The organism is Clostridium carboxidivorans P7, assembly GCF_001038625.1.
Taxonomy (GTDB): Bacteria; Bacillota; Clostridia; order Clostridiales; family Clostridiaceae; genus Clostridium_AM; species Clostridium_AM carboxidivorans.
In genome coordinates this window covers 1,186,025-1,211,607 of the sequence record NZ_CP011803.1, presented here as the reverse complement: position 1 = coordinate 1,211,607, position 25,583 = coordinate 1,186,025, and the positions used below count along the sequence as shown (strand labels likewise).

General features: G+C 31.2%; 24 protein-coding genes and 1 other annotated feature. Of the genes, 7 read left to right on the top strand and 17 right to left on the bottom strand.

Annotation, left to right across the window (positions count from 1 at the left end):
* Nucleotides 1-106: 106 nt before the first annotated feature.
* The 3 genes from Ccar_RS05210 to Ccar_RS05200 form a co-directional block, all read right to left on the bottom strand.
* Nucleotides 107-937, bottom strand: a complete 831-nt coding sequence (locus Ccar_RS05210) for a hypothetical protein (protein WP_007063674.1) — start codon at nt 935-937, stop codon at nt 107-109.
* Nucleotides 938-1,066: 129 nt separating this feature from the next.
* The gene (locus Ccar_RS05205) at nt 1,067-1,873 is read right to left on the bottom strand and encodes an MBL fold metallo-hydrolase (protein WP_007063675.1); all 807 of its coding nucleotides are present in this window, start codon (nt 1,871-1,873) and stop codon (nt 1,067-1,069) included.
* A 144-nt stretch (nt 1,874-2,017) separates the two neighbouring features.
* Complete coding sequence (locus tag Ccar_RS05200; protein WP_007061702.1) at nt 2,018-2,581, bottom strand: spore coat protein; 564 nt, start codon at nt 2,579-2,581, stop codon at nt 2,018-2,020.
* Nucleotides 2,582-2,868: 287 nt separating this feature from the next.
* On the opposite strand from Ccar_RS05200, the gene Ccar_RS05195 reads away from it, so the two are divergent.
* Nucleotides 2,869-3,318 (top strand): MarR family winged helix-turn-helix transcriptional regulator, encoded by a 450-nt coding sequence (locus tag Ccar_RS05195; protein ID WP_007061703.1) that lies wholly within the window; start codon nt 2,869-2,871, stop codon nt 3,316-3,318.
* Between the two features lie 59 nt (nt 3,319-3,377).
* On the opposite strand, the gene Ccar_RS05190 is transcribed toward Ccar_RS05195, so the two are convergent.
* The 3 genes from Ccar_RS05190 to Ccar_RS05180 all read right to left on the bottom strand — a co-directional run bounded on the left by Ccar_RS05190 (nt 3,378) and on the right by Ccar_RS05180 (nt 8,246).
* Nucleotides 3,378-3,845, bottom strand: a complete 468-nt coding sequence (locus Ccar_RS05190; protein WP_007061704.1) for a MarR family winged helix-turn-helix transcriptional regulator — start codon at nt 3,843-3,845, stop codon at nt 3,378-3,380.
* Nucleotides 3,846-3,922: 77 nt separating this feature from the next.
* Nucleotides 3,923-5,179 carry an efflux RND transporter periplasmic adaptor subunit gene (locus Ccar_RS05185; RefSeq protein WP_007061705.1) on the bottom strand — a complete coding sequence of 419 codons (1,257 nt, stop codon included), beginning with the start codon at nt 5,177-5,179 and terminating at the stop codon, nt 3,923-3,925.
* Nucleotides 5,169-8,246, bottom strand: a complete 3,078-nt coding sequence (locus Ccar_RS05180; protein ID WP_007061706.1) for an efflux RND transporter permease subunit — start codon at nt 8,244-8,246, stop codon at nt 5,169-5,171. Before Ccar_RS05180 ends, Ccar_RS05185 begins: the two co-directional genes overlap by 11 nt.
* A 250-nt stretch (nt 8,247-8,496) precedes the next feature.
* On the opposite strand from Ccar_RS05180, the gene Ccar_RS05175 reads away from it, so the two are divergent.
* From Ccar_RS05175 to Ccar_RS05155, 5 genes are all read left to right on the top strand, one after another.
* Complete coding sequence (locus tag Ccar_RS05175) at nt 8,497-9,192, top strand: response regulator transcription factor (protein WP_007061707.1); 696 nt, start codon at nt 8,497-8,499, stop codon at nt 9,190-9,192.
* A gap of 3 nt (nt 9,193-9,195) precedes the next feature.
* The gene (locus Ccar_RS05170; protein ID WP_007061708.1) at nt 9,196-10,122 is read left to right on the top strand and encodes a sensor histidine kinase; all 927 of its coding nucleotides are present in this window, start codon (nt 9,196-9,198) and stop codon (nt 10,120-10,122) included.
* Nucleotides 10,123-10,254: 132 nt separating this feature from the next.
* Entirely contained in the window at nt 10,255-11,178 is a 924-nt protein-coding gene (locus tag Ccar_RS05165; RefSeq protein WP_007061709.1) for an ABC transporter ATP-binding protein, read from the top strand.
* A complete protein-coding gene (locus Ccar_RS05160; protein WP_479723111.1) occupies nt 11,162-11,953 on the top strand; it encodes an ABC transporter permease in 792 nt (263 codons plus the stop codon). The genes Ccar_RS05165 and Ccar_RS05160 overlap by 17 nt, the downstream gene beginning before the upstream one ends.
* Before the next feature lie 5 nt (nt 11,954-11,958).
* Complete coding sequence (locus Ccar_RS05155) at nt 11,959-12,741, top strand: ABC transporter permease (RefSeq protein ID WP_007061711.1); 783 nt, start codon at nt 11,959-11,961, stop codon at nt 12,739-12,741.
* 211 nt (nt 12,742-12,952) lie between these two features.
* On the opposite strand, the gene Ccar_RS05150 is transcribed toward Ccar_RS05155, so the two are convergent.
* From Ccar_RS05150 to Ccar_RS05130, 5 genes are all read right to left on the bottom strand, one after another.
* Nucleotides 12,953-13,267 carry a hypothetical protein gene (locus Ccar_RS05150; protein ID WP_007061712.1) on the bottom strand — a complete coding sequence of 105 codons (315 nt, stop codon included), beginning with the start codon at nt 13,265-13,267 and terminating at the stop codon, nt 12,953-12,955.
* A 146-nt stretch (nt 13,268-13,413) separates the two neighbouring features.
* Nucleotides 13,414-14,061 carry a DUF3786 domain-containing protein gene (locus Ccar_RS05145; protein WP_007061713.1) on the bottom strand — a complete coding sequence of 216 codons (648 nt, stop codon included), beginning with the start codon at nt 14,059-14,061 and terminating at the stop codon, nt 13,414-13,416.
* 206 nt (nt 14,062-14,267) lie between these two features.
* Nucleotides 14,268-14,456 carry a hypothetical protein gene (locus Ccar_RS05140; protein WP_007061714.1) on the bottom strand — a complete coding sequence of 63 codons (189 nt, stop codon included), beginning with the start codon at nt 14,454-14,456 and terminating at the stop codon, nt 14,268-14,270.
* A 220-nt stretch (nt 14,457-14,676) separates the two neighbouring features.
* Nucleotides 14,677-15,954: a serine--tRNA ligase gene (gene serS / locus Ccar_RS05135; RefSeq protein ID WP_007061715.1), complete on the bottom strand. Its 1,278-nt coding sequence runs from the start codon at nt 15,952-15,954 to the stop codon at nt 14,677-14,679.
* 78 nt (nt 15,955-16,032) lie between these two features.
* Nucleotides 16,033-16,241, bottom strand: a binding site (T-box leader).
* Nucleotides 16,242-16,447: 206 nt separating this feature from the next.
* Nucleotides 16,448-17,227: a PhzF family phenazine biosynthesis protein gene (locus Ccar_RS05130; protein WP_007061716.1), complete on the bottom strand. Its 780-nt coding sequence runs from the start codon at nt 17,225-17,227 to the stop codon at nt 16,448-16,450.
* Nucleotides 17,228-17,492: 265 nt separating this feature from the next.
* Here Ccar_RS05130 and Ccar_RS05125 point away from each other — a divergent pair, with 265 nt between their 5' ends.
* Nucleotides 17,493-18,911 (top strand): aminotransferase-like domain-containing protein, encoded by a 1,419-nt coding sequence (locus Ccar_RS05125; protein WP_007061717.1) that lies wholly within the window; start codon nt 17,493-17,495, stop codon nt 18,909-18,911.
* A gap of 95 nt (nt 18,912-19,006) precedes the next feature.
* Here the strand turns inward: Ccar_RS05125 and eutH are convergent, their stop codons facing one another.
* The 6 genes from eutH to Ccar_RS05095 form a co-directional block, all read right to left on the bottom strand.
* Nucleotides 19,007-20,110 carry an ethanolamine utilization protein EutH gene (gene eutH, locus Ccar_RS05120; protein ID WP_007061718.1) on the bottom strand — a complete coding sequence of 368 codons (1,104 nt, stop codon included), beginning with the start codon at nt 20,108-20,110 and terminating at the stop codon, nt 19,007-19,009.
* 75 nt (nt 20,111-20,185) lie between these two features.
* The gene (locus tag Ccar_RS05115) at nt 20,186-21,490 is read right to left on the bottom strand and encodes an alkaline phosphatase family protein (protein ID WP_007061719.1); all 1,305 of its coding nucleotides are present in this window, start codon (nt 21,488-21,490) and stop codon (nt 20,186-20,188) included.
* Between the two features lie 121 nt (nt 21,491-21,611).
* Entirely contained in the window at nt 21,612-22,574 is a 963-nt protein-coding gene (locus tag Ccar_RS05110) for an ABC transporter ATP-binding protein (protein WP_048029955.1), read from the bottom strand.
* Between the two features lie 2 nt (nt 22,575-22,576).
* The gene (locus tag Ccar_RS05105) at nt 22,577-23,548 is read right to left on the bottom strand and encodes an ABC transporter ATP-binding protein (RefSeq protein ID WP_007061721.1); all 972 of its coding nucleotides are present in this window, start codon (nt 23,546-23,548) and stop codon (nt 22,577-22,579) included.
* 14 nt (nt 23,549-23,562) lie between these two features.
* Entirely contained in the window at nt 23,563-24,456 is an 894-nt protein-coding gene (nikC, locus tag Ccar_RS05100) for a nickel transporter permease (RefSeq protein WP_007061722.1), read from the bottom strand.
* A 17-nt stretch (nt 24,457-24,473) separates the two neighbouring features.
* Nucleotides 24,474-25,478, bottom strand: coding sequence for an ABC transporter permease (locus Ccar_RS05095; protein WP_007061723.1), 1,005 nt, complete (start codon nt 25,476-25,478; stop codon nt 24,474-24,476).
* Nucleotides 25,479-25,583 lie beyond the last annotated feature (105 nt).

Below are 25,583 nucleotides of genomic sequence, written 5' to 3'. Positions count from 1 at the left end.
TTGAATAAACTCTCTCTGACTATCTCCATTTTAACTTTATGCAAAGCCATAGTTCTTCACTTAATAATACCCAATAAACTTCCTGCGCTCTTAATAACTTTATTTACTAATTAATCTTAATCTCTCTAGTTTGACTATCATTATTCTTTTTCATCGAAGGCAAAGTCTTAATATCATTATCCTTTATCTCATAATGTATTACAGAATAATCTGTAAGATTTATTTCAATTCCAGCATTTCTTCCATCCTCCAGCTTACAATCTAGAAATAATCTGCCTAAATCAATTTCCTTATCAGCTCTTATAGTATTACCTGAAATTTTCTTTCCTATTTTCTTAAAGAAGCTTAAAGTTGCATCCTTAACCTTATTGTCATCAATTGCAGACTTTAAATTCTCATCCAAACCATTTATAGCTGTTACATTTATTACTTCACCAGTTTTTTCATTTATGGAAACAAAATTTGAACACACCTTATTTTTATCAAAATCTTTAGGGGTAAAATCAACGTCTATTATGCTCTCATTTTTCAATTTAGCTGTATTTTCTGCTATTATCTTTGCATCTTCTGGATGCTCCTTAGCAAATTTTTTCTTTGATTCTTCAAACTTTTTTGCCTCTTCTGGATGTTCTTTTGCATATTTTTTTCTAAATTCCTCTAACTCTTTTCTTTTATCAGATGACCTGTGTATTTTTGTTGACGAAAAGTAGCTTGCATCCTTTCCCATATAGCTTTTCATAGCTTCCGCAGCTATTTTAATTGCCTTTTCATCACTAATAGTTCCCTGCTGTCTAACAACACTATTATTACTCTTACTTTCTGCTGCTACAACTACATTTTTAGTAGTATCATTTTTTTGACTTGCATAAGTAATTCCTGAAGCACCTCCTACCACTAGTAAAGCCAGTACCCAAACTAATATTCTTTTTCTATTCATGATAAATACCTCCAAAATTGTATTTAGTTGTTTAGAATGCTAAGCATCCTCACTACAACATAAAGTATATATTAGAGATATGTAAAAGCCGTCCTTCACTTGTCACCAAGTTGTAAAATCTATGAACACTTACCATTTTATTTCTAATCCTACTCCAACCTCTTTTATAGGCAGAACCTTATGTATTTCTGCTTTAACAATAAACGAAGTACAATGGCAAGGATATAATTCTTTTATGTTGTTCTTTTTAAAATACTGGATTGTTTTATTAACTCTTCCATCAACTTCAAATAAGTGAAATCCACCTATAACCCCTAATACTCTAGTATCATTGCATACTTTTTTTGCATATTCTATTATGTTGCATATTCCACTGTGGGAGCAACCAGTAATAATGTAAATACCTTTTTCACTTTTATATACCAATGCAGTGTCATCCATTACATAATCATCAATGAAGGTACCACAAACAGCTTGTTTACCTATAAATTTTCTATTTTCAAAATCATTTGTTTCAGGTATTTCACCTAAAAAGATTATATTTTTACTAACTTTAATGGGTTCTTTTGAAAGAATTAAATTGCATTTTTCTTTCAACTCTTTCTCTAAAATTGGAGAACAAATTTTTAAATTTTCCATTATTTTTTCTTTAAATGCATCTGGATGAGAAATAATAGAAATATTATTGCTTGTATTTTCATTAAAATAGTATTTTAATCCTCTTGTATGATCATCATGTCCATGAGAAATAACTATACTGCTTATCTTGTCCAAGTTTATTTTAAATGCTTTAGCATTTTTCATAAATAAATCAGAATACCCTACATCTAACAAAAAGCTTGTATCTTCATCTTCAATATAATATGAAACAGCAGGTTCACCGCAATAGTACTGATCAATGTAAGTATTGTTATCTACCAAAACTTTTAGCTTCATAATTTTTTCTCCTAATCCACTTTGTAATCAAATTATCTTACAATTATATATACATTATAATATAATATTTAAATATCTACAAAAATGGTAAATGGATGCCCAAAAATGCATATTAACGCAATTTAAAACATCCATTTTTTCATTCTATACTAAAGCAGGTTCACGAACTTCTTTATATATGTTTGACATTGTATCCAATGTGCTTTGATTTGCTGGTTCTAATGGATAATACCCTTTCTTGACCATATATTGCCATACTTCATAAGAATGATTACAACTCATAGTAAATGCATCCTTTAAAAATTCTCTTACCCCTGGATTACTTGCTTCCATTGCTGACCATGCATATTCTCTTCCTGCTCTTTTTAAAGTTAAAAGATATGCAGTTGCTATTTCTCTGTCATTCATCTGCTGTACATCAGTTCTTGGTGTGATTGGTGGAAAATTGTTAGTTGGTGACTTAGTATAATCCTGCAAATTGTTAGGTAACTTAGGAACATTTAATTTTTGAGTAGCGCCATCAGCTTTACTTAAATATTGAACTTTCATATTATAATCTTGAATATGTGCTGGAAAATGTGCCTGTATCATGGATTTTAATTCTTGATCCTGTGCTACATTTATAAACATAGCCATATTTGTTATAGAATTTACACAACTTATAGTCAATTCATGTAAGTCATATGCTTCATGTGCTGCTAACTGCATAAAAAATTCCTCCTATCTCTTATATCATAGGTAATATAAAAAATATTACTCATTATAAATTATTTTGTTAATGCCTACAAACTTTAATATTTCCATGACAAAAACTTATTATACAATTAAAGAAACTTTTAATTATTCTTAAAATCCAATATTCTCCGTTATTGATAAAAAAAGAACTTTTAGTAATAATATTTTTTAACTGCAAGTTATACTATCATTGTAAGTTCTTGACTTTTTATTTGTTTCATTATATTATTCAAGATAGATGTTCAAGGGGGAAAATACTTATGAAAAGTAAAGAAGATTATGTTTCTCGTGCACAAGTTGCATTATGGAATACCAGTATAAAAATTGCTGATAACCTTAGAGATTTAACTGAATTTGGAATAACTGAAACACAGTTTAATATGTTGGATTTATTATCAAAAAAAGAATCATTCAAAGTTACGGATTTAGCTGAAAGAATGGGAGTTAAGCCAAGCGCCATAACAACAATGATTGATAGATTGACTAATAATGGGTTAGTTTGCCGTAGGCATGGTGAAAAGGATAGAAGGGCTGTATTAGTTTCCATAACAGATGAAGGAAGAATATTAATAAGTAAGTTTGAGGAAAAATGTCGCAGAGTATTAAAAAGCTATCTTTCCTATTTAGAACCTGATGAATTGGAAACTTTAGCTTCTATTTATGAAAAATTAGGCAAATTAAATATAGATGTAAACAAAACTGAATACTAATTCCTATATATAAAAAAATAGCTGAAAGCTTCTCATTGGACTCGCTTTCAGCTATTTTGCTATTCCAGTTTTTTAAATATACTCTTAGTAACTTCTATTGAATTTAGCAGTATTAATAAATCTTCTGATGATAAATTTTTAAGTTTATTTTTTAAATTTTCCTTAGCAATTTGTAATATTTCTAAACTATATTCTTCACCTTTTTCAGTAATATTAATATTGATTGTTCTCCTATCTTGTTCATTATGAACCCTATAAACCAACTTTAAATCAACTAATTTATCTATAACAATTGTCATTTGTGGACTAGAAATAGTTAACTTTTTACATAGTTTTGAAATTGGTAAACCTCCTTCTTCATGAAGAATTCCTAACACCATTAATTGATTTAATGGAAGAATTTTAATGGGTTCTGTATGTGGAAGATTTTTAATATATACTGTATCAAGCCTTATAACTTTTTTTAACATCATTGGAAGAAAGGTGATTAAATTTTCAGCTAAGGCATCCACAGGATTATTACACATATGTTTCCCCCCTTATAATTTTAATTAAAAAATGCGTTGATTTTATAATTGCAAGATCAACGCATTTTGTTAAGTACTTACTTAGCTATATTAATCTTATCTCCATTACTTAATAAATTTTGTCCTTCTACAATTACATCTGCTCCTGCTTTTATATTGCCAGTTATTTCTGTAACTTTTTCATCAGAAATACCAACATCCACAGATAGTTTTTTAACCTTTCCATTATCAGCTAAATAAAGATAGTTTACGTTATTCTCAATTTTAAGCGCCTCATTTGGAACTGTTAGTATATTATCTTTCTTTTCAGATGGCAATGATACTTTTGCAAACATACCTGCTTTAAGTTCCCCTGTTGAATTACTAACCTTTACTTTCACAGTATAAGAATTATCTTTAGAACTAGAATTAGGACTAATTTTATCTATTACTCCAGTTACTTTTTTATTTTCTAATGCACTTACACTTACTTGTACAGATTGTCCAATTTGAATTTTTCCAACTACCTTATCTGGTACGCTTATTTCTGCAGTAAAGCTGCTGCTGTCTATTATAGTAACTGAGCCAGATTGACCACCAGCAATTTGACCTACCTTAACATCTTTAGCAGATACTACTCCATTAATAGGTGAAGTAATTGAAGCATCATTTAATTGAATTTGTGCAGCATTTACCCCTGCTTGAGATTGTGCTACTTGAGCTGCTGCTGCTTGTGTAGATTGAGGACCAGACTTTTGAACTATAAGATTTAAGTTATCTTGAGCAGCCTTTAAATCTGCAGAACAATTATCATATTTAACTTTTGCATTATCTACATCTTGTTTAGCTATAGCCCCTGAAGCATACAGTTTCTGCATCTTATCATAGTTGTTTTGAGCATCATTATAGGCTATTTGTGATTTTTGAAGTGATTGTTCAGCAGCTGTTATTTGCTGTTGAAGTCCAGAATCACTTGTTTTAGCTAAATTAGCATTTGAAGCTGCTAAGGCTGCTTGTTGAGATTGAAGTTGTGCTTGAAGTTGTGCTGCATCTAGTGTAAACAATACTTGTCCCGCTGTAACTTTGTCTCCTATATCTACATTTACACTAGCCACTTTTCCCCCAGCTTTAGGTAAAACTGTTACCTCTTGAGTAGGATTTAATTTACTTGCATATTCTAACTCAGTAGATATTGAACCAACAGCTACTTTTTCTACTTTTACATTTTTAACGTCTTGCTTTCCTTCTGCTTTTTTGCTTTTTCCAAAAATAGAAACACATCCAATAACAACAAGTATTAATGCTACACCAACTATTAACTTCTTTTTATTTAAACCATTGATATTAAACTTCATACTTCACAGCCTCCTTATGACTTTTCTTTTTCTTAAATACAACTTTGGTTAAATCATCCATTAATGTATAAACCACTGGTATTACTATTGGAGAAAGTATAGTTGATGCTACCATACCACCTATAATTACTATAGCCATACTTTGCTTCATTTCACTTCCTTCACCCATGGATAAAGCTACAGGTAGCATTGAAACTATCATTGTTGAACTTGTCATTATTATAGGTCTTAATCTGGTAACACCAGATTCAATAAGTGCATCTTTTAAGTTCATTCCTTTTTTCATTAATGTATTTGTATAATCTATTAATAAGGTACCATTTTTAGATGATAAACCTTCAAGCATTATAAGCCCAATCATTGACATTAAATTTAAAGTTTGTCCTGTTAATGCCAGCAAACCAAAGGCACCTATTATAGCTAAAGGCAGAGATACCATTCTTATAGCTGGTGTTAAGAAAGATTCATAAAGTACCACTAGTATCATATAAACAAGACATAGTGAAGCACCTAAGGCTAATCCAAGAGAACTAAAGGAATCTGCCATATTCTTTTGAGTTCCACCATAGCTTATACTGTAACCTTCAGGTATAGATAGAGGTTTTAACTTAGCTTTTATGTCCTTTGTTACTTCTCCAAGAACTCTACCTTGAAGATTTGCACCTATAGTAACAACATCCTGTTTATCCTCTCTAGATATTGATGGTGCACTATCCGCTTTTACAATTGAAGCAACTTCACTTAATGGTATTTGCTGTCCAGATGCATTTGTAATTTTTATAGATTTAATATCTTCAGCATTTTTTATCTGACCATTCATAAATTTAATTGTTATATCATTTTCTGTATTATTTGCTCTATATACTCCTGCTTTGGTACCTGCTAAGGCAGTTCTTACAGAACTTCCTATATCAGATGATGAAACTCCATATTGTGCAGCAGCTAAACTATCTATATTTACTCTTAGTTCACTGCTTTTTATATTAGAAGAATTACTTACATCAATAACTCCAGGCACTGCTTTTACTATTTTTTCAACTTGCTTTGATAAATCCTCTAAGGTACTCTGATCATCTCCTTTTATGGTAATAGACACAGGCTTACTGCTTCCACCACCAGATTGTGATTCTGTTACAGTAAAATCTACTCCAGTCATGGTTTTACCAAAGTCACGAACTTGCGCTGCTAACTTGGTTTGGCTTTTTTTACGTTCATTTTTAGGAACTAGATTAACCATAATTTCACCTGTAGCCTTATCTGAAGTTCCTTGTCCATTTGAGCCAACCATTGTAAAGTAGCTTTTTACTTCTTTCATGTTCTTTAAATATTTTTCAACTTGAGTAATTTTTTCATCTGTTTGCTTTAAGGTAGAACCTGGCGTAAGAGCAAGGTCAATAGTAAAACTACCTTGATCAGCTGTAGGTATAAACTCAGATTTTAATATTCCCATTGGTATAAGAGCAACACTGAGTACTATACAGACAATAACAGCAGATAACACCTTTTTTCTATGTTCTAAGGACCATATGAGAGTACTTTTATATTTTTCTAGGACCTTGCTAAAAAAGCCATCCTTCTTGATTTCTTTTTCTTTATTTTCTCTTTTAAGTATGCGAGATGAAAGCATTGGTGTAACTGTAAAAGATACTAAAAGAGAAAATATTGTAGCTACAACTATGGTAAGTCCAAACTCTCTAAATAACTGTCCTATCATACCAGACATAAGAGAAATAGGTGCAAATACAACTATGTCACAAAGACTTATAGCTACAGCAGCCATTCCTACTTCATCACGTCCATCAATAGCTGCTCTTATAGGATCTTTACCTAAACCTAAATGCCTTTGTATGCTTTCTATTACAACTATAGAATCATCCACCAGTGTACCTACAACCAAGGATAATCCCATAAGAGACAGCATATTGAGAGTAAAATTAAACTTATACATCATAAAGAAGGTAGCTATAAGTGATGTAGGTATAGCAACTAAAACAACTAAAGAAGAACGGAAACTACGGAAGAATAAGTAAAGTACAACTGCAGTAGTTATAATTCCTTCTATAAGATTGTGCTGTACTTGCTTTAATGAAGAGGTAATAAAAGTAGTGGTATCAAAGGCAATATCAATTTTAATATCGCTTGGAATACTCTTTTTAATTGATTCTAACTGCTTTTTTACACTATTTGCTACTTCTACTACATTGGCATCACTTTGCTTTCCAACTACAACTGCCATAGTTTTATTACCATTAAATCTTATTTGTGCAGTTGCATCTGGTGCTTCTAGCTTTATTTGAGCAATTTCACCAAGACGTACACTTCCTCCATTTGCTGTAGGCACTAGCATATTTTTAGCATCATCTATACTGTGAAATTGACCAATTACTCTAACAGCTTGATCTTGCTTGTCCTGCTTAATTTCACCAGCAGGTACATTTAGGTTAACTGACTTTAATTTGCCCATTACAGTATTAGTGCTTATTCCGTAATATTCCATAGCAGTTTTATCAAGCTTTATCATTAACTGCTTTTTATCAGCACCCATTAAACTTACGCTTCCTACACCAGGCACTTTTTCTAATTTCTGTTTTAATATATCAGATTCATTATATAATTGATCATAGCTTACATTTCCATTTAGAGAAACCGCTAAAACTGGTATAGCATTAGTATCCATCTTAAGTATAGTAGGTTTATTAGCATCTTCAGGAAGCTCCGATGAAGCATTTTCAACTGCTTTTTGAACATCTGAATATGCAGTGTTTAAATTAGCGCTAGATTTAAAAGTTATTGTAACAGTACCATAACCTTCCTTTGCTGTAGAATTAATTGTATCAACACCACTTATTCCTGACACTGCATCTTCTATTGGTTTTATAACATCTTTTTTAATGTCATCAGCACCCGCACCGCTGTAAATTGTACTAACTGTTATAACAGGGTTGTTCATAGAAGGCAGTAAATTTGCTCCCATTTTTAAATAGCCAAAAGCACCAAGTGCAACTAATAAAATTACTACCATCCACATTGCTGCCGGCCTTTTTACGGATATTTCAGTTATCTTCATTTTTATCCTCCTAGCATAAAGTTGTTAATATTTAACACGCATTACAATTTAACCTATATTAATATTTAATGTATGTTAAATATTAATATAGGTTAAATTATAGTATTATTTTACATGGAAATCAATAGTTTTTTATTAGATATTAATAAACATTAGTGTTTATTTCAGTTTAAAAAATTGATGTTGAATTTATAAAATCGTATAATTATTAAAAGAGAATGACAAAACAAAATTTAAGGAGAATACAACTATGAATAACAAAATCTTAATTATAGATGACGATAAAGAACTTTGCTTACTGCTCCAAAAAAGCGTTAGCAGTGAAAACATAGAAGCAGACTGCTGCCACTTTGGAACTGCTGGTTTGTCTGCTCTTAAAAATAGTGAATACCAACTAGTTGTTCTTGATGTTATGATGCCTGGAATAGACGGCTTTGAAACACTAGAAAGAATTCGTAAAAAAAGCAGTGTTCCTATTCTTATGTTGACTTCCAAAAATGACAACGGCTGCAAGGTGAGAGGACTGAGAGCTGGAGCTGACGACTATCTTACAAAACCTTTTAATATAGATGAATTTATTGCCCGTGTCATTTCACTGATTCGACGTTATACTCGTTTCAACCCTAATGGTGTACAAGCTTCAAAGCTTGATTATGATGGGTTAATAATAGATTTAGATAGCAGAACCATTATGATTCATAACGAAACATTAGAACTACCACCAAAAGAATTTGATATTCTTTTATACTGTGCAAAAAATCAAGGAAAAATTTTAACAAAAAAACAGATTTATGAAGAAGTTTGGGGTGAACCCTATGCCTATGATGACAGCAATATTATGGCTCTTATAAGCAGGATACGTAAAAAAATCGAGAAAACTCCAAGCAAACCTACTTTTATTCAAACAGTAAAAGGAATTGGATATCGATTTAATAAGGAGGTATAGTAAATGGACTCATCTACTTTGTTAATGCTTGCTGCTATTACAATTATTTCACTTATATTGGCTTTTAGTTTTTTAATGAAGTTACTTCAAGTAAAAAATAAATTAAAAGACATTTTAGAGATCTTAAACGATATTCAAGCAGGTAATGGAAACCATAAAATTTTAGCAAGTCCTAATGATATAACTGCTGTTATTTGTTATAAAATGAACGATATTGTTTATAGTTATGAAAAGCAGCTTGCTTCTCTTCGAAAAGCTGCTGAAACCAATAAACAGCTTATGACAAGCCTTTCCCACGATGTACGGACTCCTTTGACTACTTTAATTGGTTATTTAGATGCAATACATAAAGGAATCGTTCAAGAAAAAGAACGAGAAACTTACATAGAAACAGCTAGACGCAAAGCACATGATTTAAAAGATTACATTGATGTTCTTTTCGATTGGTTCAAATTAAATTCTAATGAAGAAACTTTTTCTATTCAGCCTTTTGAAATTTCAGAATTGACAAGGGATATATTAAAAGACTGGATACCTATTTTTGAGGAAAAGATGCTTAACTATGACATAGATATTCCTGAAAGCCCCCTAATAGTAACAGTGGATTCAGAAGGATATACTCGTGTTATCAATAATCTGGTGCAAAATGTTCTGACACACAGCAATGCAAGCCATATTGAAGTTTCTGTTTTAAGCAAACTTAATCAAGCTGAAATATGTATTACTGATAATGGAAAAGGAATATCAAAAGAAGATATTAAACATATTTTTGAACGACTGTATAAATGCGATAAAGGTCGATCTGAAAAAGGAAGCGGCCTAGGTCTTTCTATTGTACAACAAATTGTAGAAAATATGAATGGTACAATTTCCGTACAGAGTGAGCCAGATAAGTACACATCATTTATCATAAAATTTCCTTTAAACTAATAAGTAAATTCCCATTTTTGCTGTGATTTTTACCTTTTTTCAAAAAGCAAGGTTTGTGCAAGACTAATGCAAGGTTAATGCAAGGTTCACGTGTTATACTCTTTCTTGTAACTACAAAGGAGGTTTGAACAAATGAATGATTATGTTATAGAAACTAAAAATTTAACTAAACAATATGGCACTCAAAAAATTGTTGCTGATCTAAATATTCATATAAAAAAGGGTCGTATTTATGGACTGCTAGGAAGAAATGGTGCTGGAAAAACAACTACTATGAAAATGCTTTTAAACCTTACCCAGCCAACTTCTGGAGAAGTTTTCATTTTTGGCAAAGATATTAGAAAAAATGAAAAAAGAATTCTTCCACGCATTGGTTCTCTAATTGAAGCACCAGGATTTTATCCAAATCTCACTGGTACAGAAAATTTGCGTATCTTTGCAGAATTACGAGGAATTCCCAAACGTGATTCAATTAAAAATTCGCTAAAATTAGTTGGTTTGCCTTATAAGGATAAAAAACTATTCTCAGAGTATTCTCTTGGTATGAAGCAGCGTTTGTCCATTGCTCTTGCTGTAATGCATGATCCAGAGTTATTGATCTTAGATGAACCAATTAACGGTCTTGATCCTATTGGTATTGCAGAAGTACGTACCTTTATCCGTGATTTATGTGATACAAGAGGAAAAACAATCCTCATTTCAAGCCACATTCTTTCAGAAATTTCCCTTTTGGCAGATGATATTGGAATTATTGACCATGGTGTACTACTAGAAGAAGAAAGTCTCCAAGAATTAGAAAATAAAAATAGTAAGTATATTCACTTTGAGCTTTCAGACACCTCACAGGCATCACGCATATTAGAATCTGTATTTAAGAGTAAAAATTTTAGAGTAGTTGATGATCATAATATTTTGCTTTATGATACCAACTTACCACAAGCAGCAATTAATAGATCTTTTATGCAAAATGGATTGGAGGTTTCTGAATCTCATCTCTGTGAAGATACCTTGGAGGACTACTTCAAAAAAGTAACTGGGGGTGCCGGAATTGCTTAAACTAATAAAATGCGAATTTTGGAAACTCAAACGAAAAAAATTTATTCAACTGGTAATTGCTGCCGCTTTTATGTTTCCTATTCCCTTGACATATTATGCTATCAAACCATCAGTTATGCAGAGATACAATGGTCCTGCAGATGCCTTTAATGGATTATTTAATGATGTACTTGGCTTTGGAATGCAGTTTCTTTTACCTTCTGTACTTGGTATAATTGCAGCTATACTTTTCTTTATGGAACGTGACAGTAATACATTCAAAAGTTTGAAGACAATCCCAGTTACTATTGAACAGATGATTTTTGCTAAAATTTCAGTATTATTTATATTTAGCATTATCTTTTGTGTAACTTCTACAATAGCCACGGCACTATGCGGCATGATGGTATTTAAGGTAAATGGAATGTTATGCAAACTGCTTATGTCTGTTGAAATGGGAATCTTTATAGCAGCAGGAACATTGCCACTGATTGTACTGGTGGTCTTTTTCAGCAAAACATACATTTTCTCTATTTTACTTTGTGTGTTTTACAGTATATTAAGTTTGAGTGTTACATCTCTTTATGACACGCTTCCAAAATCAATATTATGGCTTATTCCCATGTCACTTACTGAACTTTGGAGTGCAGATTTTATGGCACGTCATACCAAAATGAATTTATCTGAACTATCAGGACTTATTCCATCAACATTTTGTGTTGTCACTATTTTGTTCATTATGGCTGTAATTTCTATATACTTGATAATTAGATTATATAAAAAATGGGAGGAGTGATAAAAATGTGGAGAATTGTTAAAACAGAACTTTGGAAACTAAAACGCTATAATATTATTTGGGCTGGAATTGCACTTATGCTCCTTTCGGTATTGTTAACTTTATTTACTTCTATGGCAAAGGATGGTTCTGTATGGGATTTTAGATATTTAATAGAACAGGTTATCAAAAATAATATGTCCACCATTTTTCCAATGTGTATTACTTTGATTGCTGGATATATAATCACCCGTGAACAAAGAGATGACACTTTGAAAAATATTTTGACAATTCCTATTTCCTTTAAACAGCTTCTTATGAGCAAATTGATTGTATGTGGAATGTTGTCTTTAATTCTTGGTATTGCCTGTACTGTTTTTACAATTATAGCAGAAATCCTTGCTGGTTTTCCAAACTTTTCTTTAGAATTAGCAGTACAAGCTCTGTGTCAAATTACATTAGTTAATCTTTTCCTATATCTTGCTGTGATGCCCATCATCATCATAACAAGCCATTTAACAAATGGTTTTCTAGCTGGTGTTATTGTGTCTTTTGTATATGGTTATGTTGGTATGTTGTCCTCAGGCAATATGCTGCTTGCAAATCTGTGTCCAATTACTGCAGGTCTTGGCATAATTCAATATAGAAGCTACGATTCTTCTATACATTGGAATATGCTATTGAACCTTTTAAGTATAGGAATCTCACTGTTTTTTTCCACCCTTTTGCTTCATTTCACTGGAAATTCTATTAAACTAAAAAAAGCTTCTAAAAAAGCTGCAAAACAGGCACGAAAAAAGGGATGGTAATAATCTTCTTATATCAGATAACAGTTTTACAGGAACAATAAATTTAAATATTAAATAACTAAATTTTTTCAATAGTAACTAAAAGATAAGAATGTATAACACTTACATGATAATACATTCTTATTTTTTATACTTAATTATGAAACATAAATAACATTTCATTAATATTATAAAATTATACTATAACTAATATAATTAAAAATCACTTCTTCTAGTAGCACTTTATTACTATATCCTTACTTCTAGGATAAATAACACGGATCTCATAAAACTTAATACTCGCTGATGTTATATTAGTATACATAACAGTTAAATGATTAGGTTTAAGCTTATATGGAAAGATAACTTTCTCATTTTCACCAATTAACACAGGTAATTTAACAGGATTACTATAGCTTGACCAATCCCATACTTCAACAGTAATTTCATAGGTTTCTCTTGTACCTATATTGGCAATATTGGCTACTGCATACTTAGTTGTATTTTTAGCTAATACTCCAGTAGAAAAAACTTCGTTACTATACATATCTAATCCCCCTTGTATAATTTTATAGGAAACAACATATAGCCTATTCCAGTATATGTGGGATTTTATGCAAAGTTACTGATTATTAATTTATGCAATAGCCATATCTTAGGTAACAAAGATTTCTATAACATCAATACTTATATTTAAACTAACTCAGCATTTTTAACTATTTCATCAACAGCTATAGAACATAATCCTGCTAAATCTTCTACATGCAGTTCTTTAACCGCAGAACAATCATAAAGAATAGTAGCATCAGCTGGAAACTCATCATCTGCTAGCCATAATCCAAAAATCATAGGAACATTAGGTAATACATCAATTTTTATTCCTACATCGCCAACTTTAACCTTTTCTCCCCCTAGTTTAAAACCTGCTTTTAAAAAAAGCTCTCCTTTGTTTCCAAAGATTTCAATTAATTTATCTATGCCACTCTTAGCAAATCCATGATATGCATAACCTACTCCTTCTAATTCTCTAAAGGGTACCCACTTATTTGTAAGTCCACTATTAGCAGCTCGGTATAAATAGCTCAAAATCAACATTTTATGAATTAATATTCTATTTTCATTATTGGATATATTCTTTTCATTACCATTTTTTAGCACAATATTTCCATCTGGATAAGAAATTAAGTACTCTTTATTGAAATAGGTTAATGTAAATTGCTTTTTTTCAGAATCATAATAAGCCCTACTTCTTTGAGCTGTATCCTCCGGATTATATTTATAGAATTCTCTGCACATCTTTTCATAACAAAGCTTATAATTATTTTCTCTTTCTTCCCCCATACTAAAATCTCCTTATCATTATTTTTCTATTATTTACTCTTATTGCATTTGAATAAAGGTATCTTCTTGTTTTGAAATTTGATTAAATAAATAAGCTTAGAATATAAACTTTGTATCCTAAGCTCATTTTTAATTATTAAATTTTAATAAAGCATTGTTTTTCATTAATGAGAATTAAATAGTTTTAACAAATTTACTTTCTCACCTTAGACTATACTTTGATTTTGTCTTTCCATAATAACATTGATACTGTTTTTAACAAAATCCATTGCTTGGGTTTTTGTTTGGCCCTTATGTTTAATTTCTTTGTCTTCCTTTCTAGCAATTGCTTTAAATGGGTAATCCTTTTCATTATTCTCTATAACTGTTATTTCGTACCCTCTATAATTTTCCACACAACGACCCCCTTTATTATGTTTTACATATTTATTATACCATATTTTTAATTTTTTTAATATTGTGTTATTTATAAATATTTAACTTCAAAATCTTAATTTTGCTATAAAATCAAAGTTAAATTTTGATTTTCATTAAAAATATAAAATTTAATCATGTTTATATATAAATAATGGCAGCGTATGAACTAAAAAATTCAATACGCTGCCTAATTTATCACTATTTAATTACTTTTTTACCACCCATATATGGTTGTAATACAGTTGGGATGTTTATAGAACCATCTTCATTTAAGTTGTTTTCTAAGAATGCAATTAACATTCTTGGAGGTGCTACTACTGTATTGTTTAATGTATGTGCAAAGTATTTTCCATCTTTACCATCTACACGGATTTTTAAACGACGTGCTTGTGCATCACCTAAGTTAGAACAGCTTCCTACTTCGAAGTATTTTTTCTGTCTAGGAGACCAAGCTTCTACGTCTACTGATTTAACTTTTAAGTCTGCTAAGTCACCAGAGCAACACTCTAAAGTTCTTACTGGTATATCTAAAGAACGGAATAAATCTACTGTATTTTTCCATAGTTTATCATACCACATCGGACTGTCTTTTGGTTCACATACAACGATCATTTCTTGTTTTTCAAACTGGTGAATTCTATAAACTCCTCTTTCTTCAATACCATGAGCTCCTTTTTCTTTTCTAAAGCAAGGAGAATAACTAGTTAAAGTTCTTGGAAGAGTATCTTCTGGTAATATAGTATCAATGAATTTACCAATCATAGAATGTTCACTAGTTCCAATTAAATATAAATCTTCACCTTCAATTTTGTACATCATAGCATCCATTTCAGCAAAACTCATAACTCCAGTTACAACTTCACTTCTGATCATGAAAGGTGGAATACAATATGTAAAACCTCTGTCTATCATAAAATCTCTAGCATAAGAAATTACTGCAGAATGAAGTCTAGCAATATCACCCATTAAATAATAGAATCCATTACCAGCAACTTTTCTTGCGCTGTCTAAATCGATACCATTTAATTTTTCCATAATATCAGTATGATATGGAACTTCAAAATCTGGTACAGCAGGCTCACCAAAACGTTCAACTTCTACGTTTTCACTGTCATCCTTACCAATTGGTACACTTGGATCAATTATATTTGGAATAGTCATCATATCAGTTTTTATTTTCTTTTCTAATTCATCTTCTTTTGCTTCTAATTGAGCTAAGTGCTCAGAATGTTCAGTAACCTTTTTCTTCATTTCTTCTGCTTCATCTTTTTTACCTTGAGCCATTAATCCACCAATTTGTTTTGAAATTTTATTTCTATCAGCTCTTAAAGAATCTGCTTCCTTCTTTATATTTCTAAGTTCAGTATCTAACTCAATTACCTCATCTACTAAACCTAACTTATTATCCTGGAACTTATTCTTTATATTTTGTTTAACAACTTCAGGATTTTCCCTTACAAATCTTAAATCTAACATAATTTTACCTCCTAAAATTAAATGTATAATATTATTGTGTCTTTTTTAAACATAAAAAAACTTCCATCCCAAATATAACAATGGGACGAAAGTAGATCCGCGTTACCACCCAAATTGCTAGTATGTAATAAACACTAGCCTCTCGATATAGTATTATAAAGTATACCAACCTTTCGGTTCATCACCGACAGCTCCAAAAGTGGAAAGATTTAACCTTTCACCGATTCTCACCAAACACCGGCTCTCTTGAGAAATTTATAAATCGTAGCTTTTATTATCACTGTTTTTAATATGTATTTCATGTATCATTATATACACATTCATACTGGTTTGCAAGGCCTTTTTATGAAATTCTTTTATTTCTTGGTTATTATCTAAAATTTTGATAAAATATCTTTATTATTTTTTGCCTAATTCTTGAAAATTATACATATGTGTGAGATTATTTCAACAGAATCTGTAAAAAGACAACAGAAAAGTTGAATTTATTACATTAGACTAAAATATTTCCTTCTAAATACAATGCCACTTCACCTGATATTCTCACCTTATCACCTAAGTCAGCACAATACAGTTTTCCTTTTCTTTCAGATAACTGCAAATCCTTAAGTTCTTTTTTATTTAAAATCTTGGACCAATAAGGGATTAATGTACAGTGTGAAGAACCAGTTACTGGATCTTCATTTACTCCTAGCTTAGGAGCAAAAAATCTTGAAACAAAATCTACTTCATTTCCCTTTGCAGTTACTATAACACCTACAGAATCTAATTTTTTAAGTTCTTCCATGTTTAATTGAAGATTTAAAATATCCTCTTCCTTTTCAAATACTGCCATATAATCTCTAGCTTTATATACTTCCACTGGTGCTTTACCTAAGCCTTTAATAAGTGCTTCTGGTACCTCACACTTTTCTGCTTCTCTTGATGGAAAAATCATTGTAAGTAAATTTCCATCTTTTGAAACTTCTAAAACACCACTTTTAGTATTAAATTTTACGGACGAAGCATTCTTATCAATATAATTGAATATAACATAAGATGTAGCCAATGTTGCATGCCCACATAAATCTATTTCCCCTTTTGGAGCAAACCATCGTAATTCATATTCACTGTCCTTTTTAACAAAGAAAGCAGTTTCAGCTAAATTATTTTCTGCTGCAATTTTTTGCATCAATTCATCATCGATCCACTGCTCTAGTGGACATACTGCAGCTGGATTGCCTCCAAATTGCTTATTTGTAAATGCATCAACTTGATAAATTGGTATTCTCATTTTTAACTCCTCCATTATATTTATTTTTTATTAAATGTAAGCTTAATATGCTAATTTACCATATAAAACATCAATGGCAGCACTACCTATTATTCTTAACTAATTCATAATACTTGCCGGCACAACACACATACAATGTATGCATTAAGCAAATTATAGCATTGTGATTGTATGGTTTCAATGCTATAATTGTATGTACTACAATTATGTTAAACATAAGGATTAATAATTTTTATACATAAATAAGAAACTTTAGGAGGTCTATATGCCTGTAAATTCTTTTGAAAATTATCCAATGTCATGGAAACCCAATAAATCCCAACTTACAACACCACTATACCTTTCAATTGCAAATTTATTAGAATATGATATTGTAAATGGGCATCTTGCTCCAAACACAAAATTGCCCCCTCAAAGAGAACTTGCAGATTATCTGGATATTAATCTTAGCACTATTACAAGAGCATTTAAAATGTGTGAATTAAAAGGATTGATTTATGCTACAACTGGGAAAGGAACTTTTGTCTCACCAAATGCAGGTGCAACAATATCAATAATAGATGGTAAAGCAGAAAAAAGCTACATAGAACTGGGAATTATAAATCCCATTGACCAAACTAATTATATTACAGCAGACATAATGAAAAGTATCTTGTCAAAGGGATATGTAGAAAATTTATTAAATTATAACCATCCATTAGGAAGTCCGCATCATAAAATTTCTGCTCAAAAATGGCTAAAAAAATATAATATAGATACTAATGTGGAAAATATTGCAGTTACTTCAGGTGCCCAAAACTCCCTTGCAGTGACGTTAATTTCACTTTTCCACTCAGGAGATAAAATTGCAGTAGATACATACACCTATCCTAATTTTATAGAACTTGCAAATATGTTAAACATTCAATTGATTCCAATAAGAGGGGATATTTTTGGAATGAAACCCGAAGAATTGGATTCTCAATGCAAACTAAATAATATCCAAGGTATATACCTTATGCCTTCTTGTAATAATCCTACAGGAATTTTAATGAATATGGAACGAAGACAGGAAATTGCAAAGGTTATAAAAAAGAATGATCTTATTTTAATAGAAGATGATATTTATTATTTTCTTGCTCCTCAAAATTACGTTCCTATTACTTCTTTTATACCTGAACAATCCATTTATATAAACAGTGTTTCAAAGTCTTTATGCTCTGGAATAAGAGTAGCCTTTATAGTATATCCTGAAAAATATTCCACAAGTATAACTCGAGGAATATATAACATAAATCTAAAGACTTCTTCATTAAATGCAGAAGTTATTGCTGAAATGATCAATACTGGGATTGCAGATAAAGTAGTTAAAGATAAATTGTTAATTTCAAAAGAACGTAATGAAATCTATGAAAAGTATTTTAAAATGGAAAATTCAAGTGAAAACCCTATGAGCTTTTTTCGCTGGCTTCCACTAGAACAAAAATTCAATGCAAATCAATTTGAAAAAAATGCTTTATCAAAGGGAATTCACATTTATCATTCTGATCGATTTTTAGTGGGAAACAACCACGAAAAGCAATTTTTACGTGTGTCTCTTTCTTCACCTAATGATACTGGTGAATTAGAAAAAGGACTATATATATTAAAAAATATGCTAACTGAATCAGCTAATAAAACAGATATAAATCCACTAATAATATAAATAGCACAACTTTTTTAGAGGACAGAGGACAGTGTCTGTCAATTGTCCTCTGAAAAAGTTGCTTCCCAATATTTTTAAACTACTAATTATATAATTTATGCTGCATTTTTTGAACTCTTAGCTTTACTATTTACTTCACGGTTATATATCCATATAGCCACAGGTACACTGCAAATACCTCCTACAAGTTTAGATAAAACAAATGCTTGTACCATTCTAGGAGCTACACCTGATACAAAACCAAACTGTCCTCCAAACATAAATGCACCACTTACACCATACGCAGTACAAAGAACTTTTCCTTTTGCATCCATATCCTTAAATGTACAAAATACTAATAAATTATTGGCTAAATTTCCAATCAATCCTGTTACAGACGCGCCATTTATGCCTATCTTTTCACCAAGTTTATCAAAATATTTTCTAAAAAAATAATTTATAGCAAAAAGCATAGGATAGGATCCTCCTAAAACTATTGTCATTTTACCTAAAAGATTAAGTCCTTCTGAAAAAGAAACTAATCCAGAAACAACTTGTACATGAAATATAACTCCTATTCCTTGTATAATCAAGCCTATAATGCTAATTGATATTATTGACTTTCCAAAAACATTAAATATTTTCATCAAAGTGCTAGGAACTTTTAAAATTGCTATGCCAATGATAAGTGAAAATACCACAACCGGTAAAATACTCAATGCTAAATCTTTAAAACCTAACCCTTCGCATATTCCACCAACTATGCACGCTACAGGAATTGTCATCATTCCTGCCATAATTCCCATGGAAAAATACTTTTCATCCTTTTTATCAATCATTCCCATACCTATTGGTATTGTAAAACTTATAGTAGTACCTAAACTAGATGCCAAAATAACTCCTGAAAATAATCCAATATTAGTGTTTAAGGCTAAGTTTTTTGCCACTACATAGCCCCCCATCTCCGTAGTTAGCAAAGAACCTGCAAATATTGAAGGATCCAAATGAAGCATTTTAAATAAAGGAATAATAACTGCACCTAATCCATTTGAAATTATTGGAGTTAAAGAATAAATTCCTATCACACTAAGAGCCAACACTCCCATTGATTTTATTCCTTCTTCAAATTTCCCCCCTAATTTAAACTTGTTACCTAAAATATAGTCAATTCCCCCAAGCACAAAAAAAGTACCTATTATATATAGTATTATATTGCTCATTTTTCCGCCCCCAATTTATTTAAAAATACCTTATAAATTTTTATTCTATGAAACTCCTTTTAATATCATAGTATGTCATTCAAGAATCTCTTCAATAATCCGTCCATCCACATCTTTTAGTTCCAAGCCCAATAATTTTGCCATAGTTGGCCCCTCATCTACAAGATTCATTTTTTCAATAGCAGCACCCTTTTTTATTCCACATCCAGCTGCCATAAAAACAGTAGTATATTCTTCTTTAAATGGAGAATATCCATGGGTTGCATTTGTAACATCAGGTATTCGCCCAGCTTCATGTGGTTCAATATTCTTGATAATTTCGCCTTCCACATGATCTAAAAAATAATACCCTCTATTTGCTTCAAGCATCATTGCACACTGAGGGTCTGCTCCTAGTCCTCTAGCTTCATCTTTTGTTAAAACTGCCTCTATACATTTATGTTCCTTGTTAAAGTTATCTATTAAATCTCTAATTTCATAAATAAGCTTTTTATTTTGTATATCCTTAACATACACATAAGCTGAACCATCACAGTTTTTAACAATTGCTTTATAATCAATTATATTTCCTGATGTATCAACTTTAATATATCCATTTTCTTTTAGTAATATATTTAGATTAATAATTTTATCTTCATCAATACTACTGTGATCTCCTAAAGCTATAATTGTACTATCATCGTAAATGTTATTTTTCTTTAAGGTTTCTATTATATCTCCAAGTCTTCTATCATGTCTTTTTAGCGCTTCTTCTGCTTCCTTAGAGTTAAAACCATGATGATGGCGCATAGTATCCAAATCAGTATAATGAACAAGTATTAAATCTGGTTTTTTCTCTTTTATTGTATATAAAAGAGACTCATGAGTAAAGTTATCAAGATTTGGCTGTCTTATCCCATCTCTTAAAGCTCCAAACCTGTTATTAAGGCTAATTTGAAATAAAGGACTACCATTAAAAAGAGAAACCATTATCTGATTCTGCCAAGGTCTGTTTGCAAATATTTCAGGCATATTGTATTGTATACTTGATTTAGCAGTTACCGGCCAAAGTAGTGCTGCTACCTTCATTCCACTATCTATTGCAATATCATAAAGGGTTTCTCCCTTAACATACTTTCTCTGCCAGTACCAGTCCGGAGACCTTCTTCCTGGCTGAAGCAATGTGTTGTTTATTATTCCATGATTTTTAGGATATTTTCCAGTAACTATTGTGACATGTGCCGGATAGGTAAGTGTAGGATACACACTATAAACATTTTTACAATAAGATGATTCATCAATAAATTTTTTAAAATTAGGCAGCGATTGTATAATCTCAAAATCTAAAGTTGACAATCCATCAAAAGATACAACAATTAAATGCTTTGATATTCTTTTCATCAGTATTAACACCTCTATAATTCAAACCTATATTAAAGAAAGATACTCCCTATTAATATTTGCGATATTTTATCATGTCCTTATTATAAGGCAAAAAAGTGTGGTAATCCACACTTTTGCTCTAATACAAATGACAAGCTACTTGATGCCCATTATCTAAAGTCTTTAGCTCAGGCTCTTTTTCCTTACATATATCCATACATTTAAAACATCTAGTATGGAATCTGCAGCCCTTTGGAGGATTTAAGGGACTTGGAACATCACCCTTTAATATAATTCTGTTCTTTTTTATTTTTGGATCAGGAACTGGAATAGCTGATAAAAGAGCTTGAGTATAAGGATGCTTAGGATCACTGTATAAATTTTTATCATCACTTAATTCTAAAAGCTTTCCTAGATACATAACTCCAACTCTATTACTAATATGTTTTACTACATTAAGTCCATGAGCTATAAATAAATAAGTTAAATTAAATTCCTTCTGCAAATCCTTTAACAAATTAAGTACCTGAGCTTGAATAGAAACGTCAAGAGCAGATACTGGCTCATCACATACAATAAGACTTGGATTTACTGCAAGAGCTCTCGCTATACCAACCCTCTGTCTCTGTCCACCACTGAATTCATGTGGAAATCTGTTTCTATGATAGGAAGCAAGTCCTACACAGTCCAATAATCTAAGTACATTCTTTTCTATTTCTTCTTTTGGATATATATTGTTTATTCTAATGGGTTCAGCAATTATATCACCAATAGTCATTCTTGGATTCAAAGAAGCATAAGGGTCCTGAAATATAATCTGTATTTCTTTAGATAAGCTTCTTCTTTGAGTACCTTTTAAATTAGATATATCCTTGCCTTGAAAAATGACCTCTCCAGAAGTTGGCTTTAAAAGATTTACAAGCATTTTCCCAGTGGTAGATTTTCCACAACCAGACTCTCCAACAAGACCTAAAGTTTCCCCTTTATATATATCAAAAGAAATATCATCTACTGCTTTTACATAAGAATTTTTCTTAGAAAAAAATCCGCTTTCTACAGGAAAGTATTGTTTCAAATTTTTAACTTGTAATAAAGCTTCCATAACTAATCCTCCCCTTTCTTATCATATAAAAAGCATCGTACTTCTTTGCCTTCCATTTTTAATAGAGATGGCATAGATTTTTTACATATATCCATACATTTATTGCATCTATCACTAAAAGCACACCCCTCAGGCATCTCTAGAGGATTAGGTACTATACCAGGTATCATAAATAATTTATCTGCATCCTCATCTATCTTTGGTATGGATTTTAAAAGTCCTACAGTATAAGGATGCATTGGATTTTCGAATAATTCATATGCAGAAGCTTTTTCAACTACTTTTCCGCAGTACATAACTACAACTCTATCAGCTACTTCTGCAACTACTCCTAAATCATGAGTTATGAGCATAATTGAAGTATTAAACTTTTCCTTTAATTTAAGCATTAAATCAAGTATTTGTGCCTGTATTGTAACATCTAAAGCTGTAGTGGGCTCATCTGCTATTAGAAGCTCTGGGTTACAAGCAAGAGCCATAGCAATCATGACACGCTGTCTCATTCCACCGCTGAGCTGATGAGGATAATCATTAACCCTTTTATCCGGTGAAGGTATACCAACTAACTCCAACATTTTTATAGCTTCCTTTACAGCATCCTTCTTATTTATACCTTTATGTTTTATAAGAGCTTCACATATTTGTTTGCCTATAGTATATACCGGGTTAAGCGAAGTCATAGGTTCTTGAAATATCATGGATATTTTATTACCTCTGATTTGTTCAAATTCCTTTTTACTTTTTTTAAGCAAGTCTTCTCCATTGAATAAAATTTCTCCATCTATTATTTTTCCAGGAGGATTTGGAATAAGGCTCATTATAGAAAGTGAAGTTACACTTTTCCCGCTGCCGGATTCACCAACAATTGCAACTACTTCACCTTTATCTATGTCAAAGTCTACTCCATTTACTGCATTAACTAATCCACCCTTTACTTTAAACTGAGTTTTTAAATTCTTAACTTCAAGTAACATATAATCCCTCCTAACTATTTACGAAATTTTGGATCTAATGCATCTCTTAGTCCATCTCCAAAAAGATTAAATGCCAATACTGTTATTGTAATAGCGATTCCTGGAAACCACACTAAATAAGGTGCATTAAAGAAGTACCCTCTACCAGAACCAAGCATACTTCCCCATTCAGCATAAGGAGGCTGAACTCCAAGTCCTAAGAAACCTAAAGCAGAAGTTTCGAGAATGGCTGTAGATATTCCTAACGTCGCTCTAACTATAATAGGTGACAATATATTAGGTAATATGTGTTTAAATATTATAGCTGAATCACTATTTCCTATTACCTTAGCAGCTTGTACGTACTCACTATCTCTTACAGATAATATGCAGCTTCTAACTATTCTTGCATACTCAGGTATAGTAACTATACTTATTGCGATTATTGCTTTATCAATACCTTTTCCAAGAGCACTCATAAAAGCTATAGCTAGTAATAATGAAGGAAACGCAAGTATCATGTCCATAAATCTCATTACTATTAAATCCACTTTACCGCCGTAATATCCAGCTAAAGAACCAAAAACAGTACCTAATGACAATGCTATAGCCACTGAAACTACTCCTACTCTAAGGGATATCCTGGTACCATCAATTATTCTGCTTAATATATCTCTTCCCTGTTCATCTGTTCCAAATAAATGTGCAGCTGATGGGGCTTTTAAACTATCAGATAAGTTTCCTAAATAAGGATTATAAGGCATTATAAACTTACCAAATATAGATATTAGTATTAAAAACAATATTATGCATAAGCCTAAAGTGGCTGCTTTATTTTTTAAAATTACTTCAAAAGCATTTTTTAAAAAGAAAAAGTTATTTCTTTTAACTTCTATTTGAGATGCTTGTTTTGCGCTTTCACATTCCATTTATAATACCTCCTATATTATGAATATTTAATTCTAGGATCTATTAAACCGTAAATTAAGTCTACTAAAAGGTTAACTGTAACAAATATAATTGCCATAAGCATTACTGCTCCTTGTACTACAGGATAATCTGCCTTTAAAATAGCATCTATGGTATAACTTCCTATACCAGGCCATGCAAATACTGTTTCAGTAAGTACGGCACCACCAAGTAATGAACCAAGTTGAAGTCCTATAACCGTTATTATAGGTATAAAAGCATTTTTAAGAGCATGTCTTATTATTACTGTTTTTTCTGCAAGGCCTTTAGCACGAGCAGTTCTTATATAATCCTGACCTATAACCTCAAGCATAGTTGATCTTGTCATACGTGCTATTATAGCTGTGGAATATGAAGCAAGTGCTACAGCTGGAAGTATAAGATGTTTTATTGAATCTGCAAGAGATGCCATATTTCCTGTAAGTATACTATCTAATATATAAAAACCTGTAATATGTGCTGGTTCCATGCCTACTTGTATTCTTGAGGAAACAGGCAGAATATGAAGTTGAAGTGAAAAAATTACTATCAATATAAGTCCAAGCCAAAATATTGGCATAGAAACTCCAAGAAGAGCACCTACCATACTTATATAGTCTACTATAGAGTTTTGTTTTATAGCAGATATAACACCCATAGTTACTCCCACTATTGAAGCAATTATTATAGCGGCAAAGGCTAGTTCAATTGTGGCTGGTAAACGAGTAGTTAATTCACTCCATACAGAAGTTTGAGTTATTAGTGAATTACCAAAATCTCTATGCAAAAGTCCCTTTAAAAAATCTAAATACTGAATATATAAAGGATTATCCAATCCAAGCTGCTTACGAAGAGCTGCAATTTGATCTGCAGAAGCATGCTGACCTAAAATTATAGAAGTAGGGTCAGTGGTAAGTACATGCATGACTACAAATACTATTATAGATACTCCAACTAAAACAGGTAGTAAAAGAGCCAATCTTTTTAATACGTATCTTATCATTTTTACTCCTCCCTTAAAATTAATCAATTGTACTAGTGTTATATGGAAAAGGAAATACCTAAAAGGCATTTCCTTCTTAAGTTATAATGAAATTTGGCTGTATAC